The sequence below is a fragment of the Halomonas litopenaei genome, from assembly GCF_003045775.1.
Taxonomy (GTDB): Bacteria; Pseudomonadota; Gammaproteobacteria; order Pseudomonadales; family Halomonadaceae; genus Halomonas; species Halomonas litopenaei.
Genome location: NZ_PXNS01000002.1, coordinates 55,441 through 72,266, shown reverse-complemented (window position 1 = coordinate 72,266; position 16,826 = coordinate 55,441). Strand labels below are relative to the sequence as shown.

The 16,826-nt window shown below is 63.9% G+C and carries 14 protein-coding genes; 9 read left to right on the top strand and 5 right to left on the bottom strand.

Translation table 11 applies throughout. The features are described 5' to 3' along the window. The first annotated feature begins 147 nt into the window (after window positions 1-147). The 7 genes from C6W88_RS04870 to C6W88_RS04840 all read left to right on the top strand — a co-directional run bounded on the left by C6W88_RS04870 (window position 148) and on the right by C6W88_RS04840 (window position 8,751). A complete protein-coding gene (locus C6W88_RS04870) occupies window positions 148-2,385 on the top strand; it encodes a TonB-dependent siderophore receptor (RefSeq protein ID WP_108131698.1) in 2,238 nt (745 codons plus the stop codon). 283 nt (window positions 2,386-2,668) lie between these two features. After that, window positions 2,669-3,664, top strand: a complete 996-nt coding sequence (locus tag C6W88_RS04865) for an iron-siderophore ABC transporter substrate-binding protein (RefSeq protein ID WP_108131697.1) — start codon at window positions 2,669-2,671, stop codon at window positions 3,662-3,664. Between the two features lie 73 nt (window positions 3,665-3,737). Continuing rightward, complete coding sequence (locus C6W88_RS04860) at window positions 3,738-4,760, top strand: FecCD family ABC transporter permease (RefSeq protein WP_108131696.1); 1,023 nt, start codon at window positions 3,738-3,740, stop codon at window positions 4,758-4,760. Window positions 4,761-4,990: 230 nt separating this feature from the next. Beyond that, window positions 4,991-5,905, top strand: coding sequence for a FecCD family ABC transporter permease (locus C6W88_RS04855; RefSeq protein ID WP_231498533.1), 915 nt, complete (start codon window positions 4,991-4,993; stop codon window positions 5,903-5,905). Further along, window positions 5,905-6,774 carry an ABC transporter ATP-binding protein gene (locus tag C6W88_RS04850; RefSeq protein WP_108131694.1) on the top strand — a complete coding sequence of 290 codons (870 nt, stop codon included), beginning with the start codon at window positions 5,905-5,907 and terminating at the stop codon, window positions 6,772-6,774. The genes C6W88_RS04855 and C6W88_RS04850 overlap by 1 nt, the downstream gene beginning before the upstream one ends. Window positions 6,775-7,025: 251 nt before the next feature. Beyond that, entirely contained in the window at window positions 7,026-7,826 is an 801-nt protein-coding gene (locus C6W88_RS04845) for an SDR family oxidoreductase (protein WP_108131693.1), read from the top strand. A 235-nt stretch (window positions 7,827-8,061) separates the two neighbouring features. Further along, the gene (locus C6W88_RS04840; protein WP_108131692.1) at window positions 8,062-8,751 is read left to right on the top strand and encodes a DsbA family oxidoreductase; all 690 of its coding nucleotides are present in this window, start codon (window positions 8,062-8,064) and stop codon (window positions 8,749-8,751) included. Between the two features lie 109 nt (window positions 8,752-8,860). On the opposite strand, the gene C6W88_RS04835 is transcribed toward C6W88_RS04840, so the two are convergent. Together C6W88_RS04835 and C6W88_RS04830 are read right to left on the bottom strand one after the other, a co-directional pair. Beyond that, window positions 8,861-9,799, bottom strand: a complete 939-nt coding sequence (locus C6W88_RS04835) for an acetamidase/formamidase family protein (RefSeq protein ID WP_045990938.1) — start codon at window positions 9,797-9,799, stop codon at window positions 8,861-8,863. Window positions 9,800-9,917: 118 nt separating this feature from the next. Next, window positions 9,918-11,264: an APC family permease gene (locus C6W88_RS04830; RefSeq protein ID WP_108131691.1), complete on the bottom strand. Its 1,347-nt coding sequence runs from the start codon at window positions 11,262-11,264 to the stop codon at window positions 9,918-9,920. Between the two features lie 289 nt (window positions 11,265-11,553). On the opposite strand from C6W88_RS04830, the gene C6W88_RS04825 reads away from it, so the two are divergent. Continuing rightward, window positions 11,554-12,288 carry a FadR/GntR family transcriptional regulator gene (locus C6W88_RS04825; protein ID WP_045990940.1) on the top strand — a complete coding sequence of 245 codons (735 nt, stop codon included), beginning with the start codon at window positions 11,554-11,556 and terminating at the stop codon, window positions 12,286-12,288. A 342-nt stretch (window positions 12,289-12,630) separates the two neighbouring features. On the opposite strand, the gene C6W88_RS04820 is transcribed toward C6W88_RS04825, so the two are convergent. The 3 genes from C6W88_RS04820 to C6W88_RS04810 form a co-directional block, all read right to left on the bottom strand. Next, window positions 12,631-13,494, bottom strand: a complete 864-nt coding sequence (locus C6W88_RS04820; RefSeq protein WP_108131690.1) for a glycine betaine ABC transporter substrate-binding protein — start codon at window positions 13,492-13,494, stop codon at window positions 12,631-12,633. A gap of 142 nt (window positions 13,495-13,636) precedes the next feature. Then, complete coding sequence (locus C6W88_RS04815; protein WP_108131689.1) at window positions 13,637-14,887, bottom strand: M24 family metallopeptidase; 1,251 nt, start codon at window positions 14,885-14,887, stop codon at window positions 13,637-13,639. Window positions 14,888-14,922: 35 nt separating this feature from the next. Beyond that, a complete protein-coding gene (locus C6W88_RS04810) occupies window positions 14,923-15,813 on the bottom strand; it encodes a HalD/BesD family halogenase (RefSeq protein WP_045990942.1) in 891 nt (296 codons plus the stop codon). A 111-nt stretch (window positions 15,814-15,924) separates the two neighbouring features. On the opposite strand from C6W88_RS04810, the gene C6W88_RS04805 reads away from it, so the two are divergent. Then, window positions 15,925-16,824 (top strand): LysR substrate-binding domain-containing protein, encoded by a 900-nt coding sequence (locus C6W88_RS04805; protein WP_108131688.1) that lies wholly within the window; start codon window positions 15,925-15,927, stop codon window positions 16,822-16,824. Window positions 16,825-16,826: the final 2 nt, after the last annotated feature.

The window sequence follows — 16,826 nt, the reverse complement described above, 5'->3', positions numbered from 1 at the left end:
AGGCCAATGGTGCCACTTCGCCAAAAAGTTCTGCCGTTTTGTGCATTTGTGGCATCTCGCATAGACAACTTGGCAGCGCTCATAAACACCCGCCAATGGAAACGTGAATAATTTGCATTCTTAAAACATAAACAGGGAACCCCTTTCGTGCCGTACCATTCCGCTCCCCTCACCTGCCTTGTTCCAAGCCGTCTCGTTCCTGGCCACCTCGTTCCTGGCCGCCTCGTTCCTGGCCGCCTGGCTATCGCCATTGCCCTGGCCTCCGGTGCCGCCCTGTCGACCCCGGTGCTGGCCCAGGACGCCGAGCAACTCGCCAGCATGACCGTGGTCGGTGACGATCTGCGTGCCACCACCGAATCGACCAAGAGCTACCAGGTGGCCTCCAGCACCAGCGCCAACGGCCTGACGCTGACGCCGCGCCAGACGCCACAGTCGATCAGCTTCCTGACCCGCCAGCAGATGGACGATGAGGCCATCACCAGCACCACCGAGGCGGTGGAACGGCTGCCCGGCGTCTCGGCGATCCGTCTGGACGGCACTCGCACCAGCTTCCAGTCCCGCGGCTACACCATTCGCAACTTCCAGTTCGATGGCCTGCAGAGCAATACCAGCGCGTTCTGGCCGTTCGGCGACGCCGAGTGGGATACTGCCATCTACGACCGGGTCGAGGTCGTGCGCGGCGCCACCGGCCTGATGACCGGGGTCGGCGATCCATCCGCCACCGTCAACTTTGTGCGCAAGAAGCCGCTGGACGAGGCGGCGGGTAGCGTGACTGCCGTGGTGGGCCGCTGGGACCGGGGGCGCGGCGTGGTCGATGTCAGCACTCCGCTGGACAGCGAGGGGCGCGTCGGCGTGCGCTTCGTGGCGGCCAAGGACAGCTCGGACAGCTTCATGGACGGCGTCGAGAACGACCGCGAGACCCTTTACGGGGTGATCGCCGCCGAGCTGACCGACAACACCGAGCTCAGCGTGGGCATCGAATACCAGCACTACGACCAGGATGGCGCCTACATCGGCGTACCGCAGTACTACCTGGACGGTGGCCGTACCGACTTCGACCGCTCCACCGCCAACAACACCGACTGGGCCAACTTCTTCACCGAGAACACCCGCGCCTTCGTCGACCTGACCCACCACTTCGACAATGGCTGGTCTGCCCGCGCCGCCTACAGCTACGGCGACGCCAACTATGGCCTGACCTACAACTACCGCGGCGGCTATCCGGATCGCGAGACCGGTGTGCTCTACTACACGCCCAGCTACGCCACCGAATCCTACCTGGTCGACTATCGCGGCGATCGCACCCAGAAGAATCTGCATGTCAGCGCCGAAGGTCCCTTCACCCTGTTCGGCCGCGAGCATCAGCTCGGCTTCGGCTACATGGACCTGCACGAGGACTACCAGATCAACAGTCGCGGCCCGGCCGGCGACGTGCCGGCGCTGGGCAGCTTCAGCGACCGCAACGACCCGGCCCTGGCAGAACCGGTCTGGGGCGAGTGGGGCCTTACCGATAACACCGTGACCGAACAGCAGGGCTACTACGCGGTATCCCGCTTCTCGCTGGCAGACCCGGTGCACTTTATCGTCGGCGCGCGCATGACCGACTGGAAGATCGACCAGGACTATCGCGGCGAGCGTGAGTACGAATACGACAACGAGTTCACCCCCTACGCGGGTCTGATCGTCGACTTCACCGACGACCTCAGCGCCTACGCCAGCTACACCGAGATCTTCAACACCCAGAGCGAGCGCTCGCCCAGCGGCGCCCTGCTGGATCCGCTGGAAGGCATCAACTACGAGGCCGGTCTCAAGGCCGAGCTGTTCGACGATCGTGCCGACGTGTCCTTCGCGGTGTTCCACAGCCAGCAGGACAATCTGGCGGTGGAAATCCCCGGGGTCTTCGTGGCGGGCACCACCGACCAGGCCTACACCACCACCGACGGCGCCGAGGTCGAAGGCTTTGAGCTCGAGATCGCAGGCGAGGTGGCCGACGGCGTCAACCTGTCCGCCAGCTACGCCCTGGTGGACGCCGAGGACGCCGACGGTGAGCAGCTCAACACCAGCTATGCCCGCCAGCAGGCCAAGCTGTTCGCCAGCTGGCAGCTGCCTGGCCGCTGGTCGAACCTGACCCTCGGCGGCGGTGCGCGCTGGCAGGGTGACACCTACCGCGACAACGACACCCCCAACGGTACCGAGAAGATCGGTCAGGGTGACGTCTTTGTCGCCGATGCCATGGCCCGCTATCGCATCAACGACAGCATGAGCGCCCAGCTCAACGTCACCAACCTGTTCGACGAGGAGTACTACTCGCAGCTCGGCTTCTATAGCCAGGGTATCTATGGCGAGCCGCGCAGCGCGCTGCTGAGCCTGACCTACGACTTCTAGTGCCCTGGAAGCCTAGGGCTTGTCTGAAAAGTGCCTGCGCTCGGTAATACGGCGTTAAAAATCGGATCAAAATGCTCATTTACACCCCGTAAACTGCGCTTTCTCACCGATTTTTGCCTTGTCTAACCTTCGCTCGTCGACTTTTCGGACAGCGCCTAGCGCCCTGGAACGCCGAAACCTCGACATCCGCGTCGGGCGCTGTGCGCCCGACCGGCACTCGCGACACCAATGTCAAACCGGCTCTCCTGCGAGAGCCGGTCATCGCCTCTCTAAGGAAGACCCCATGCCCCTGATCCACCCACGCTGGCCGCTCGGCCTTGTGTTACTCGCCGCCGTCCAGCCTGTCCTCGCCGCTGGCGACGATGGCTATCCGATCGAAATCGAGCACGCGCTCGGCGTCACCGTGATCGAGGAAAAGCCCGAACGGGTCGCCACGGTGGCCTGGGCCAACCACGAGGTGCCGCTGGCACTGGGAGTGGTGCCGGTGGGGTTTCCCGCCACCACCTTCGGCGATGACGATGGCGATGGCCTCTGGCCCTGGGTGGAGCAGCGTCTTGACGAGCTCGACGCCGCCCCCCCCAACCTGTTCGACGAAGGCGATGGCATCGACTTCGAGGCGGTGGCCGCGAGCCAGCCCGACGTTATCCTGGCGGCCTATTCCGCCCTCAGCCGCTCCGACTACGACACCCTCAGCAAGATCGCCCCGGTGGTGGCCTACCCCGAAGCGCCCTGGTCGTCGGGCTGGCGTGACATGATCCGACTCAACAGCGCAGGCATGGGCATGGCCGAGGAAGGCGAGGCCTTGATCGCACGCCTGGAGGCCCAGGTGGAGCAACAGATCGCCGAGCACCCGGAACTCGCCGGCAAGAGCGCCATGCTGATCAGCCATATCAAGCCCACCGACCTCAGTCAGATCAACTTCTACAACGACAACGACGCCCGGGTGCGCTTCTTGCACGAGATCGGCCTGACCTCGCCCCAGTTCGTCACCGACAGCTCCGTTGACGGCCGTTTCGCCGGCTCCATCAGCGCCGAGCGTATCGACGAGATTGCCGATGTCGACATCATCATTACCTATGGTGGCGAGCCGCTGGTGGAGCGACTCAACGAGCATATGCTGACCTCGCGCCTGCCCGCGGTGGAACAGGGCTCGCTGGTGCTGCTCGGCAACAATCCCACCGGAACCGCAGCCAACCCGACGCCGCTGTCGATCCCCTGGGTGCTCGACGACTACGTCGAACGACTGGCCGAAGCCGCTCGCAAGCGTCAGCAACCCTGAATCAAGCGTCAGCAACCCTGAATGGAGCGTCTGGACAGGATGGATACGCACAAATGAGCAGGAAGAAAAGGATATGAAGGCAAGGCCGCTGGCGCCTGGCAGGCCACGCCATTCGGGCCCGACCGGCGTCTATCTGCTGCTGGCGGCGCTGGCCGCCAGCGTCATGATGTCGGTGGTCATCGGCGCCAGGCCGACGGATCTGACCGCGCTCATGGGTCTGCTGGATGGGCGTATCGACTCCATCGACGAAGCGGCAATCGCCAGCCGTCTGCCCCGCACCCTGCTGGCGTTGCTGGCGGGGGCCGCGCTGGCCGTGGCCGGGGCGACCATGCAAGGCCTGACCCGCAATCCTCTGGCCGATCCAGGCCTGCTCGGGGTCAACGCCGGCGCCGCGCTGGCAGTCGTCATCGGCATCGCCTGGTTCGATATGCAGCAGGCCTCTGGTTACATCTGGGTGGCCATCGCCGGCGCCGGCGCCAGTGCACTGCTGGTCTACCTGGTGGCCAACCTCGGACGAGGCGGCGCCACCCCTCTCAGGCTGGCGCTGAGCGGCGCGGTGGTGACCGCCGCCCTGACCTCGCTGACCTCCGCCGTGATTCTGCCCCGCGCCGACATCGCCGGGCTGATCCATTCCTGGCTGATCGGCGGCGTCGGCGGCGCTACCCTCGATCGCATCACCCCGGTGCTGCCCTTCCTGGCCCTGGGCCTTGCCGCGTCGCTGCTGGCGGCGCGCAAGCTCAACCTGATGGCGCTGGGCGATGAGGCGGCGACCGGCCTAGGCGAGCGCGTGGCCATGGCCCGAGCGCTGGCCGCGGTGGGGGCCATCCTGCTGTGCGGGGCGACCACCGCGGCCTGTGGTCCCATCGGATTCGTCGGTCTGGTGGTGCCCCATGCGCTGCGCCTGCTGGTCGGTGCCGACTACCGCCGCCTGCTGCCGCTGTGTGCCCTCGGCGGCGCCCTGCTGGTCATCCTCGCCGACACCCTGGGCCGGGTGCTGGTCCGTCCGGCCGAACTCGACGTCGGTATCGTCACCGCCCTGCTCGGCGGTCCGGTCTTTATCTGGATCGTCCGCCGCCACACGCTGAGGTCACTGTGACGACGACACCGACCACCTCCCCGCGAGCGACGCCCACTCAAGCCATGTCCTGCCGAGCGACGTCCTCTCAAGCCATGTCCTGCCGAGCGACGTCCTCTCAAGCAAGGTCCACCCAAGCAAGGCCCACGCCGTCGACCGTCAGACAGCTGCGACGGCAACGCCAACGCCAGCGCCGGCGGATCATTGCGCTGCTGCTGTGTGCGCTGCTTGCCGGGGTCTGCCTCACCCTGATGCTGGGCCAGTCGTGGATCGACCCTGCCACGGTGATCGCGGTGCTGTCCGGCGAGCAGGTTCCCGGCGCCTCCTTCACCCTGATGGAGTTGAGGCTACCCCGGGCGCTGATTGCCGTGCTGGCCGGGGCCTGCTTCGGCCTTGGCGGCGCCGCCTTCCAGACCATGCTGCGCAATCCGCTGGCCAGCCCCGACGTGATCGGTATCAGCGCCGGCGCCAGCGCAGCGGCGGTCTTCGCCATCGTCATGCTGTCGCTGCGTGGCGCTCCGGTGGCACTGGTGGCCATCGTCGGCGGTCTTGGCGTCGCCGTGCTGATCTATGCCCTGTCGTGGCGCCGCGGCGTCGCCGATACCCGCCTGATTCTGACCGGCATCGGCCTCGCCGCCATGCTCCAGAGCGCCATCGCCTACCTGCTGACCCAGGCCCCGGCCTGGCCACTGCAGGAGGCCATGCGCTGGATGACCGGCAGCCTCAACAGCGTGCACCTGGATCAGAGCCTGCCCCTGCTGCTGGCGCTGATCGTGCTTGGCCTGCCGCTACTTCACTTCGCCAGGGACCTGGAGGCGATGCGCCTGGGCGATGACATGGCCCGGGGGCTCGGTGTCAGGCTGTCGCTCACCCGCCTGGGCATCGTGGTCGCGGCGGTGGGGCTGGTCGCCTTTGCCACCGCGGTGACCGGGCCGATCGCCTTCGTCGCCTTCCTCAGCGGCCCGGTCGCCGCCTGGTTGATCCGTCACAACGGCTCGGTGCTGATCCCCGCTGCCCTGGTCGGCGCCCTGTTCGTGCTGCTGGGTGACTTTATCGGCCAGCATCTGCTGCCGGCCCGCTATCCCGTGGGGGTGGTCACCGGCGTGATCGGCGCCCCCTACCTGATTACCCTCGTCATGCGCGACAACGCCCGAGGATCCACCTGATGACGCCTACCCGGCTCAGTGCCCGAGGCCTGACCGCCGGCTACCGCGACCGAGCGGTCCTCGACAACATCGATCTGGAGGTCAAGCCAGCGGGTATCACCGCCATCGTCGGCGCCAACGCCTGCGGCAAGTCGACGCTGCTGCGTTCGCTGTCACGCCTGCTGGCGCCGCAGCGCGGCCAGGTATTGCTCGACGGACACGACCTGCACCGGCTGCCCGCCAGGCGCCTGGCCCAGCGCCTGGGCCTGCTGCCTCAGGCGCCACTCGCCCCTGAAGGCATCACCGTGCTGGAGCTGGTCAGCCGTGGCCGCCACCCCCACCAGGGCATGTTTCAGCGCTGGAGCCGCGAAGACGATGACGCCGTCAGCGAGGCGCTGGAAGCCACCGACACCACCGGCCTCGCCGAGCGTGTGCTGGAGGAACTGTCAGGCGGCCAGCGCCAGCGGGTATGGATCGCCATGGCCCTGGCCCAGCGCACCGACGTGCTGCTGCTCGACGAACCCACCACCTATCTCGATATCCACCACCAGGTCGAGGTGCTCGATCTGCTCGAGGACCTCAACCGCCAGCGCGGCACCACCATCGTCATGGTGCTGCATGAGCTCAACCTTGCCGCGCGCTATGCCGATGAGTTGATCGCCATGGCCGCCGGTAAGGTCTACTCAAGCGGCCCGGCCAGTGAGGTGATGACCACCACCATGGTCAGGGAGGTATTCGGACTGGACAGCCACGTCTTCGCCGATCCCGTCAGCGGCCGCCCGATGATGGTCCCGCTGGGTCGACAGGACCGCAGGCCACACTCGCAGGCAAGGGCAGTGCACAAGGATCATCGATCGACGGTCCCCGACACCGAAGCGTCATCATCGTGACATGACCTCGGCAGCACGCTGGGACTCGCGGTGGCGACGGTCGGCCGCCCTGATCACGATGCTGGCCATGATGTTGGCCAGGATACGGGCCAGGGTGCCGACGCGATGCTGGCGCGATGGTTGAGCAGCGCCGTCGCGGCACGTTAGGGTCCCGGATTGTCAAACGCCCAGAGGCAAGCGCCCAATGGCCTTGCCAGGCGCTACGCCCAGGCGTGCCGCGACCGTTCCTTTTCCCAGACAGGAGCACGATGATGAAGACCATTCTGATCACCGGCGCCGGCAGCGGACTCGGCGAAGGTACGGCACTGGCCCTGGCCAGGGCGGGACACAAGGTCATCGCTACCACGGAGATCTGGCCCCAAGTCACCTCGCTCAAGGAAAAGGCCCGGCAGCAGGAACTGACGCTCACCGTCGAAAAGCTCGATATCACCGACAAGCGCGACCGCGACGCGGTGTTTTCCAGCTACGGGCACCAGGTCGATATCGTGGTGGCCAACGCCGCCATCGGCGAGACCGGTCCGCTGGCCGAGATCCCGGTGGACCGGGTACGCCGAGTGTTCGAGACCAACGTCTTCTCGACCCTGGAATTCGTGCAGCCCTACGCCCGCGAGTTCGTCGAGCGAGGCAAGGGCAAGATCGTACTGACCTCCTCCATCGCTGGTTTCACCACCTTCCCCTACCTCGGTCCCTACGTCGCCTCGAAGCACGCCCTCGAAGGCATGGCGCAACTGCTCTACGAAGAGCTCGCCCCGCTGGGCGTCAAGGTGGCCACCATCAACCCCGGCCCCTTCCGCACCGGCTTCAACGACCGCATGTACAACACCCTGGACCAGTGGTACGACCCCGACGCCTGCTTCACCCCTGAAAAACCGATTCGCTCGGTGCAGCAGCAGTTTGCCGGCGACGACCTGCAGCAGGACCCGGCGGCGATGATCGACGAGATGGCGCGACTGATCCCGCTGGACGAGCACCGCTTCCGCAATGTCTACCCGGACAGCTTCGAGGCCAGTGCCAGGGAGTATCAGGATGGGCTGTGGGATCGACTCATCTGAGGCTTTCCCGAGAAGTGCCTGCGCTCGGTAATACGGCGTTAAAAATCGGCTTATAGTGCTCATTTACACCCCGTAAACTGCGCTTTCTCACCGATTTTTGCCTTGTCTAACCTTCGCTCGTCGACTTTTCGAATAAAGCCTGGGCGCCCCTGTTGATCGTGTCCCGGGGCCTGTAAGGTTGGTTGCCCTGCTAACGACCAACCCGGGACACCTTTCTTCAGGAGTAGAGGCCGACATGCCCACATCCCCAGATAGCCACGACAGCGACACCACCATCACCGTCGACATCGTCTCCGACGTCGTCTGTCCCTGGTGCATCATCGGCTACCGCCAGCTCGCCGAGGCGGCGCGCCAGAGCGGGATCGACATCGAGGTGCACTGGCACCCCTTCGAGCTCAATCCGCAGATGGGCGAGGAAGGCGAAAACCTGCGCGAGCATATCGCCGCCAAGTACGGCACCAGCGATGAGGACTCGCGCAGCGCACGGGAACGGCTCACCCAGATGGGCGCCGACCTCGGCTTCACCTTCAACTACGCCGATGACATGCGCATGGTGAACACCTTCCGCGCCCACCAGTTGATCGACTGGGCAGAGCAGCGCTCTCCAGACGAAGGCCACCGCATGAAGCAGGCCCTGTTCAGCGCCTTCTTCACCGAGCGCCGCGACCTCCACCGAATCGACGTACTGGCCGATGTGGCGGCGAGTCTCGGCCATGACCGCGACGAGGTCGTGGCGATGCTCGAGTCGGGCGAGCGCGGCGAATCGGTGCGACAGCGCCAGGCCTTCTGGCAACAGCAGGGCATCAGCGGGGTACCCGCCATGGTGTTCAACCGCCGCTACCTGGTCACCGGCGCCCAGGGCGTCGAGAACTACCAGGAAGTCCTTGCGCAGGTGGCCGCCGAGCGAGCCGAAGTGACGTCATGACGACAACGCCGGGTGCCAAAGCACCCGGCGTTTTTGGTCAGGCCCGCGGGCCTGACCCAACGTTCTGACGAACGGAAAGGTCAGTTCAGCTCTTCCCGGGATCATACACCTAGATGGCTCTAAGACTCTTCGAGCGGAAGATCGACCGAGGCATGTAGAAGGACACCACCCAGTTGGGCTGATCGACGATCTCGCTGACCCGTAGCCGCCCTGCCACGCTGCAAAGCGCGTAGGCCAGCTGCTCATCCATGCCGGCCTGACGGTGCAACCGATCGATCATGAAGCGCACCGCGTCACGGGCGCCTTGCATCAGGTCCGGCCCCACCCCGGTGGTCACCAGAAAGCCCGCATCTTCCTCGCTCGACGCTCCCGGCGGCACGTCGAACATCGGCGCAGGAATATTGCCCGCCTTGTGCAGACGCAATGTGGCCGTGGCGGCCATGCGGGTCTCTACCGCGGTTCCGCAGACCTCTCCGTCGCCCTGGCAGGCGTGGGTGTCGCCGATGCTCAGAAGCCCTCCCTTGACCTGCACCGGCAGGTACAGCCGAGCTCCCTTTACCAGGTCACGGATGTCGAGATTGCCGCCGCAGATGCGCGGCGGCACGATGGAGTGCTGCCCCGGCTCGGCAGGCGCGAGCCCGATGGTACCGGCGAAGGGCCGAAACGGAATCACGATGTCCTCGTCGAAGTACACCGACTCGCTGTCGTACTCCGACACCTTGAGCCAGGGCGAGGTGAAATCGTCGGCCAGCAGCCCGAAACCCGGGATCAGCCCCGTCCAGCCCCACTGCCCCGGTTCGAAGTCGACCAGTTCCACCTCGATCACATCGCCGGGTTCGGCATCCTCCATATAGAGGGGGCCACACACCGGATTGAGCTCCCCTGCCGGCAGCCGGGTCAGCGCGTCGGCCTGGCTGTGTCGGGTAATCAAGCCACCGCTGGCATCGAGAATATCGAAGCGCCGAGTATCACCGGAACTGATCGTTTCCTGCGGCTCGAGGGCGTGGTCAAAACAGTGATGAACGTCGTGTATCGTCTTGATCTTCATTCTTGTGTCTCCACCTCGAGGCGCCGGTCGTCTCCGCCGACCGACGCCTCGAGTGTTTTCAATTGGCCCTGGGCGCTGTTCTCAACATCGACGAGCGCAGGCACTTTTCAGGCAAGCCTTAGATTTCTATCTGCACGGCACGTCCACCGCGCTTGGCAAAGGCGTAGACGCCGACACCGACAACCGCCCATGCCAGCCCGATCAGCACGGTATAGGACTCGAACCCGCTCCAGATGTAGCCGACCACGGCCAGGCCAAGCAGCGGACACAGGATATGCAGGAAAGGATTGGCTGCCTTCTTCTTGAACACGAAGTAGTAGAGCGTGGTGATGTTCAGAATGATGAAGGCGGTCAGGGCGCCGATTGTCACGATGGAGGTCAACAACGCCAGCTGCTGCATGAAAGCGATCCCCGCGACGATGGACACGGCACCGACCAGCAGCGCACTGACGTAGGGCGTCTTGAAGCGCGGGTGAACGCGAGCCAGCGGCGCCGGCAGCAGCCGATCACGGCCCATGCTGTAGAGGATTCGCGCGGTCGCGATCTGGGCCACCAGGGAGTCAGCGACGCCCCAGGCGATAGCGGTGGTCGCGGCGGTCAGCACCGCCAGCCAGCCGCCCCCGGCGATACGTGCGGTTTCATAGAAGGCGGTGTCGAGATTGTTGAACGAGGCGGGATCGGGCTGGATCAGCGCCGCCACCCAGGTCTGGGCGATGAACAGGCCACCTATGATCAACAGCACCAGGAAGATCGCCTTGCTGACCGCCTTGCCACCGCCCTTGGCCTCTTCCGCCAGGGTGGAGATGCCATCGAAACCCAGAAAACTGAGCACCGCGATCGGCACCGCAGAGATGATCAGCCCCAGCGAGAAGTCATCGGCATCGTAGACCGGGGCCATCGAGAAGACGGCACCGTTGACGTTGTTGCTGATGGCCACCACCCCCACCACCAGAAACACCGCCAGCACCAGCAGTTCGGCCACCAGCATCCAGCGGTTGAAGGCGGCGGTAAAGCTGATGCCGCGAATATTGATGTAGGTGTTGAATACGACGAAGGCCACCACCAGCAGGATCGGTGACAGCGACGGGAAGATGTCGTGAATCGCCAGCGCCCCCACCACGTACAACAGCGCCGGAATCAGGATGTAGTCCAGCAGCATGATCCAGCCCGCGACGAAGCCGGCAAAGCTGCCCGCCCCGCGGGACACGTAGGAGTACACCGAGCCTGCTACCGGGAATTCCTTGGCCATCTGGGAGTAGCAGATGGCGGTAAACAGCATCCCCACCAGTCCGATGACATAGGCGGTGACGATCATGCCACCGCTGGCGCTCATGACGTGGCCGAAGATACCGAAGGGAGCGATCGGCACGATGAAGATCAGGCCGTAGATCACCAGATCTCTCAGCTTGAGCGTTCGTGAGAGTTCCTGGGTGTAGCCCAGACTCTCCAGGATATTGTCACTCATCGGTGATTTCCTCTTGTTCTAGTTGGCAAGGCGGGGATCTCCCGCCATCGAGCGGTCGAAGACGTCCACCGGGTCGAGGCTGCCTGCGTGGCGACACTGGGCGGCCTCTTGCTGTGCATTCCCTTGGCCGGTCAAGAATCTGACGGCGCCGTGTATACTCGAACCCGCCAGCAGACCCGGACGCGGTTCGCGACCTGCGACAGTGCGCCGGACACAGCGACGTTGGCCGCTTCATTTTTAGAAAATCACACTTAAAGGTATTGTGACAATACCTTTTGGAGAGAACCCTATGATTGAACCGTCTCGAACCGACCTGCCAGGCGCCGGCGGCGCCCGCTCGGCCACCCAGGAGCTGGCGGACCGGATCGTGACGGCGATCGCCATTGGCGCTTACTCCCCCGGGGATCGCCTGCCGCCGGAGCGCGACCTGGCGGAGCGCCAGGGGGTCAGTCGCGTCACCGTCCGCGGCGCCTTGAAGATCGTGGGCGAGCTTGGCCTGATCGAATCCCGCCGTGGTCGTGATGGCGGTACCTTTGTCACCTTCAAACGGGTCGACGAGGCCTCGCCCAACACCGCCCAGCGTATCCTCGGACAGGAGCTGCCCCAGCTCAGGGACTTCTTCGACTATCGCTGTCTGGTGGAGGGGCTGGTGGCCAGAACCGCCGCCGAGCGTCACGACGAGGCCCAGGCCAAAACGTTGCAGGCGCTGCTGGACCGCTTCTGCGACACCGACGACGCCTCCGTCGCCCGCCAACTCGATGAGCGCCTTCACGACTGCATCATGCAGATGGCCGACAATCACCATCTGGTCGCGCAGTCACGCCAACTGACGGCGCGAGCCACCCTGGGATTCGGCTCTGAACCCTACCCCGCCGAATCATTGCCAAGGGCAAGACGGGAACATCGTGAACTGGTCCAGGCCATCCTCGAACGACGCGCAGACGACGCCTTCAGCGTCGCCCAGCATCACTTCACACTGACGCTTGCGATCATGGAACATTCACTGGATGGGCGACCGCTCTAGCCCGACTCCCGGGAAAGCGGCTTTGGTGAGGGGTTTGATGAAGGGCTTTGGCGCAGAGCTCAGGCGTAAACGAAGGGGGAATACTGGCCAAGCGGTAGGGACGTCGCACTAGCCTCAATGGCACCTCCCTGGTGGGGCTCCACCTCCACCATTGTCATGGTGACGAGATGGAACCCTGGTCGTTTGAAAACGTTCTTCAAACAGAAAAGTCGGTCGACTTCATGACCACAGATGGCCGTACCACCCAGGGACGACGATAGCGAAGCGGGCCGGCGACGTCGCCTTTTCTCCCATCGCGTCTTCGGGTACGGCCGGTTGCGCACGGCCCTTCAAGGCAATGGGCTAGCCGGAGGCGTCGTCGATCCAGCTATCGACCAGATCACGATTGTCGTTGATCCAGTCCCGGGCACCCTCTTCGGGATCCCCTGTTTCCTCTATCCGAGCCATCAGCGTTCCAAGGCTATCATCATCCATATGCCAGGCATTGAGCACCGATGTCAGCCAGGGATCATCCTCGTCCAGACCGGGGCGTGCCATCCAGTAGATGTCCTCGTTGTCACCATAGATCCCCTTGGGATCCTCGAGGTACTTGAGGTCGTACTCGGCGAAGGCCCAGTGAGGACTCCACAGCGTCACCACCATCGGCTCTTCGCGGCTGTAGGCACCATCAAGCGCCGCCATCATCGCCGGTCCAGAGCTATTGATCTGGTCAAAGGGCAAATCATAGGCGCTGATCACGTCGTCGGTCAGGCCCGCAATGGCAGCCCCCGAATCGATGCCAAGAATTGAGGGGCCGCCCTGATACTCGTAACGCTCAGCCTGTTCCTTCAGCTCGGCAATGCTGTCGATATCGGCGTAGCTTGGGACCACCAGCCCCAGGCCAGTCCCGCGATACCAGACATCGTGGACGTCGATGCGATCGCGGTATGGTTCCAGAAAGGGCGCATCGGTGGTCGGCAACCAGATCTCGAGTGAAAGGTCGAAGTCGCCACTGGCAAGACCACTGTAGAGCACACTCTTGCCGACATCCGACAGCTCGATGTCATAGTCATGCTCCTCCTCGAGGAGAATCTTCCACATGTTGGCAACGGCGATGTTTTCGGCCCAATTGTTGGTGCCGATGGTCAGTGACTTGTCGTCGGCAACGGACACATTGCCAGCAGACATGACACCCAGCGCCAGCAGAGTTACGGAAAATTTCTTCATGAAAACTCCTTCTTCTGATTGTCGGCAAGGCAAGTGGAAAAGCCTAGCATGAGACGATGCTGATCAAGCCGACGCATTTCTCATACCTTGCATGAGTTAACGGAATGCGCCACCCACGATCGGTGGCGCATCCTGGGGATCGTCAGCCCAGCAGACGGGCATCGAATGGATAGTCCGACAGCAGCTCCACCTGGCCGTCTTCGCGGACGTATAGCTGTTCTTCGAGCTTCACCCCTTCGCCCCCAGCTTCATGACCGATGAAGCTCTCGACACACAGGGTCATGCCGGGTTCGATAACGCCGTCGTAGCCCTTGTCGTCGATGTCCTCGCGGTGCACGATGTAGGGATACTCGCCATTCATGCCGACCCCGTGAGCCAGGGCAAAGTAGCGGCGAGACTTGTAGGCGGGAGGAATCTCCCAGGCACGCTCGGCGTATTCCTTGAAGCTCACCCCAGGCTTGAGATTAGCCATGTTGGTCTGAATCTGGTCGTACGCCATGCGATACAGATCTTTCTGCGTCTGAGATGGGGCATCACGCCCGCACAGGAAGGTGCGCGAAAAGTCGGCGTAGTAGCCGTAGCGTCCGACCACATCGGTATCCAGCGCTACCAGCTCTCCTGACTGGATACGGCGGTCGGAACACTCCTGAAACCAGGGGTTGGTTCTCGGCCCGGAGTTCATCAGACGCGTCTCGATAAAATCCGCATCGGTCGCGACGATATGCTGGTGCAGCTTCGACCAGGCTTCGTTCTCGGTCACGCCGGGCCGAATGCTGGCCTCAAGTTGACGCACGCCCTCCTCCACAGCACGCAACGACGAGCGGATCATCTTGATCTCATTGGGCACCTTGTAGGCACGGGCCTGCTCGAGTGGCTCCTGGGCATCCAGCACCCGGTAACCACGCTCCTTCAGCGCAAACGCCGCCTGGGAGGTCGCGCTCTCCAGTGCCACCTTGCCGCCACCGCCGCACTGGCGCTGAATCAGGTCGTCGATTTCATCGGCCCAGGCCTCGGTGACCGCGTGGGTATTACGCTCGTTGAAGTAGTACGAGATCGCCTTCGCCGGACGGATCTCGTCGATCGTCGGCAGATGAGAGGCCAGATGCTCGCACCCGGAAAACTCGAACAACACTACCGGCCCCTCGGCGGGCACGAAGGCATAGCGCGCCGGGTTGCGCGAGCTGTAGACCTGCATGTTTCTGGAACCGGTGGCATAGCGCACATGGGCCGGGTCAAACAGTACCGCGGCTGAAATGTCGCGCGACTTGAGCTGAGCCCGTACGCGAGCAAGCCGGTCAAGCAGGATCTGCGGGATCTCCTGCTGCGTCGGTTCACAGTCTTCGGGGCGATGGGTCGGGGGCAGGATGCCCATTGCGTCCAGATCCATATTCATCAGCGTTGCTCCCTGGGATTGAATGGCGAAGGGGCTCAGTCGAGCAGGCCATCGGCGCGTTCGGCCCGATCCTGTTCGGCCTGGATATGCAGCTCGGACACCCGGCCATACAGCTGGCGGGTGCGCTCGAGACGACCGACCACGCCAGGCGTCTTGGAATACGCAAAGATCGCCGTCAGTCGCGGCGTGTCACCCTCCACACGAGTCACGCGATGCAGGCTGAAGCGCCCCTTGAACAGCTGAAGATCACCGGGTTGCAGGTCCAGGCGACGCACGCCTTCACGTGTTTCGCCGCGAATCACCGCGCCGACTCCCTCGTAGTTCTCCTCCTGGGGCGTACGGATGTCCGGGCAGTACTCGAAGCTGCCGCCTTCTTCTGGCGCCTGGGTCATCATGGTGACGATGAATTCATTGGTGTCGTAGTGCCATGGCTGCTGGGTGCCGTCGGGCAGCACGTTGAGCACCAGCCCGGCATAGGGATCGGCATACTCATACACCTTGTCCTCGCCAAGGCAGCGGGCGACCAGCGACTTCATGCCTGGCGAAACGTACATGCGCTGCATGATGCGATCCGCCGTGATCATGTCGCGGGTCACGAAACCGCTGGTGCGGGTCATGAACAGCCGGCGAGGATCCTGCTCAGGCAACTCGGGATCGTCAGCGGTAAAGTAGGCGTTCACCTCACGGCTGTTGTAGAAGCTCTTCTGCGCCAGTTCATGGCACTCCTCGCGCATCTGCGCCAGTCGGTCCTGGCGCAGGAAACCGCGAAGCACCGCACAGCCCTCGCGATCAAGGTCCTTGCGGGCCGTGGCGATGGCCGACAGCAGGACAGGATCATCAGGACGATCGAGAGGATAGCGTTCGCTATCGACCAGGTCTGTCAGGTCATGGCGTTCGGCATCGGCCAGTTGCTGTGCAGTAAGCATCAGGGTTCTCCTCGGTGAGCCGGGGAAGGGACGACCAGTCGACGCTGGTCTCGTCTTGGGTTCAGCGGCATAGTGGGGAAACTTCAATCATCGAGGAAACGATTCGTTCCGATGCATTCCATCGACAAAACCGATGGGCATAGCCTGCCGATCCTGGACACCGAACTGCTCAGCGCCTTCGTGGCGGTGATCGAGAATGGGGGATTCACGGCGGCCGCCCGGCAGTTGCACAAGACGCAATCGACCATCAGCCAGCGCATTCGCACCCTGGAAGAGCGCGTAGGCAGTCCGCTGGTATATCGCACCAGCCGTCAACTCAGCCTGACCGAGGATGGCGAGATCTTTCTGGTCTACGCGCGCCGCCTGCTGCAGTTGCAGCGCGAAGCCATCAGCGCTCTCGGTCATGGGGATCGCGACGGGGTGATTCGTTTCGGACTGCCTGAAAACTACGCTGAGATCTGGCTGCCGCGACTGCTGGATCGCTTCGCTCAGCGCCATCCTCGTATTCGCCCGCATATCCACTGCCGCATGTCGAGCGAGCTGATCGAGGCACTCGAGGCCGGCGAACTCGACCTGGCGCTCACGGTGCGTCACGCCAATCATGGCAATGGGGACATCCTGGCCGCCGAATCCCTGGTGTGGGCCGCCCATCGCGACTTCGATCACGACCCTCAGGCAGCGCTACCGCTGGCGCTGTTCCCCGACCACTGCCCCTACCGGCAACGCGCCCTCGACAGCCTGACGCGCCAAGGTCGCCAGTGGTCGCTGCACTACACCAGCCAGAGCCCCACCGGCCTGCGCATGGCGGTGAACCAGCGCGACGCAGTGACCGTCGCTGATCGCCGCACCCTACCCGATGATTGGCGCATACTCGGCGACACCGATGGCCTCCCGCCGCTGCCACCGGCCGAGCTCGAGCTCCATCGTTCGCCAAGCTTCCAGCACCCCGCAGGGGACGATCTGATCATGCTGATCCGTGAACTGCTGACCTCTGACACAACGATCGGCTGAAG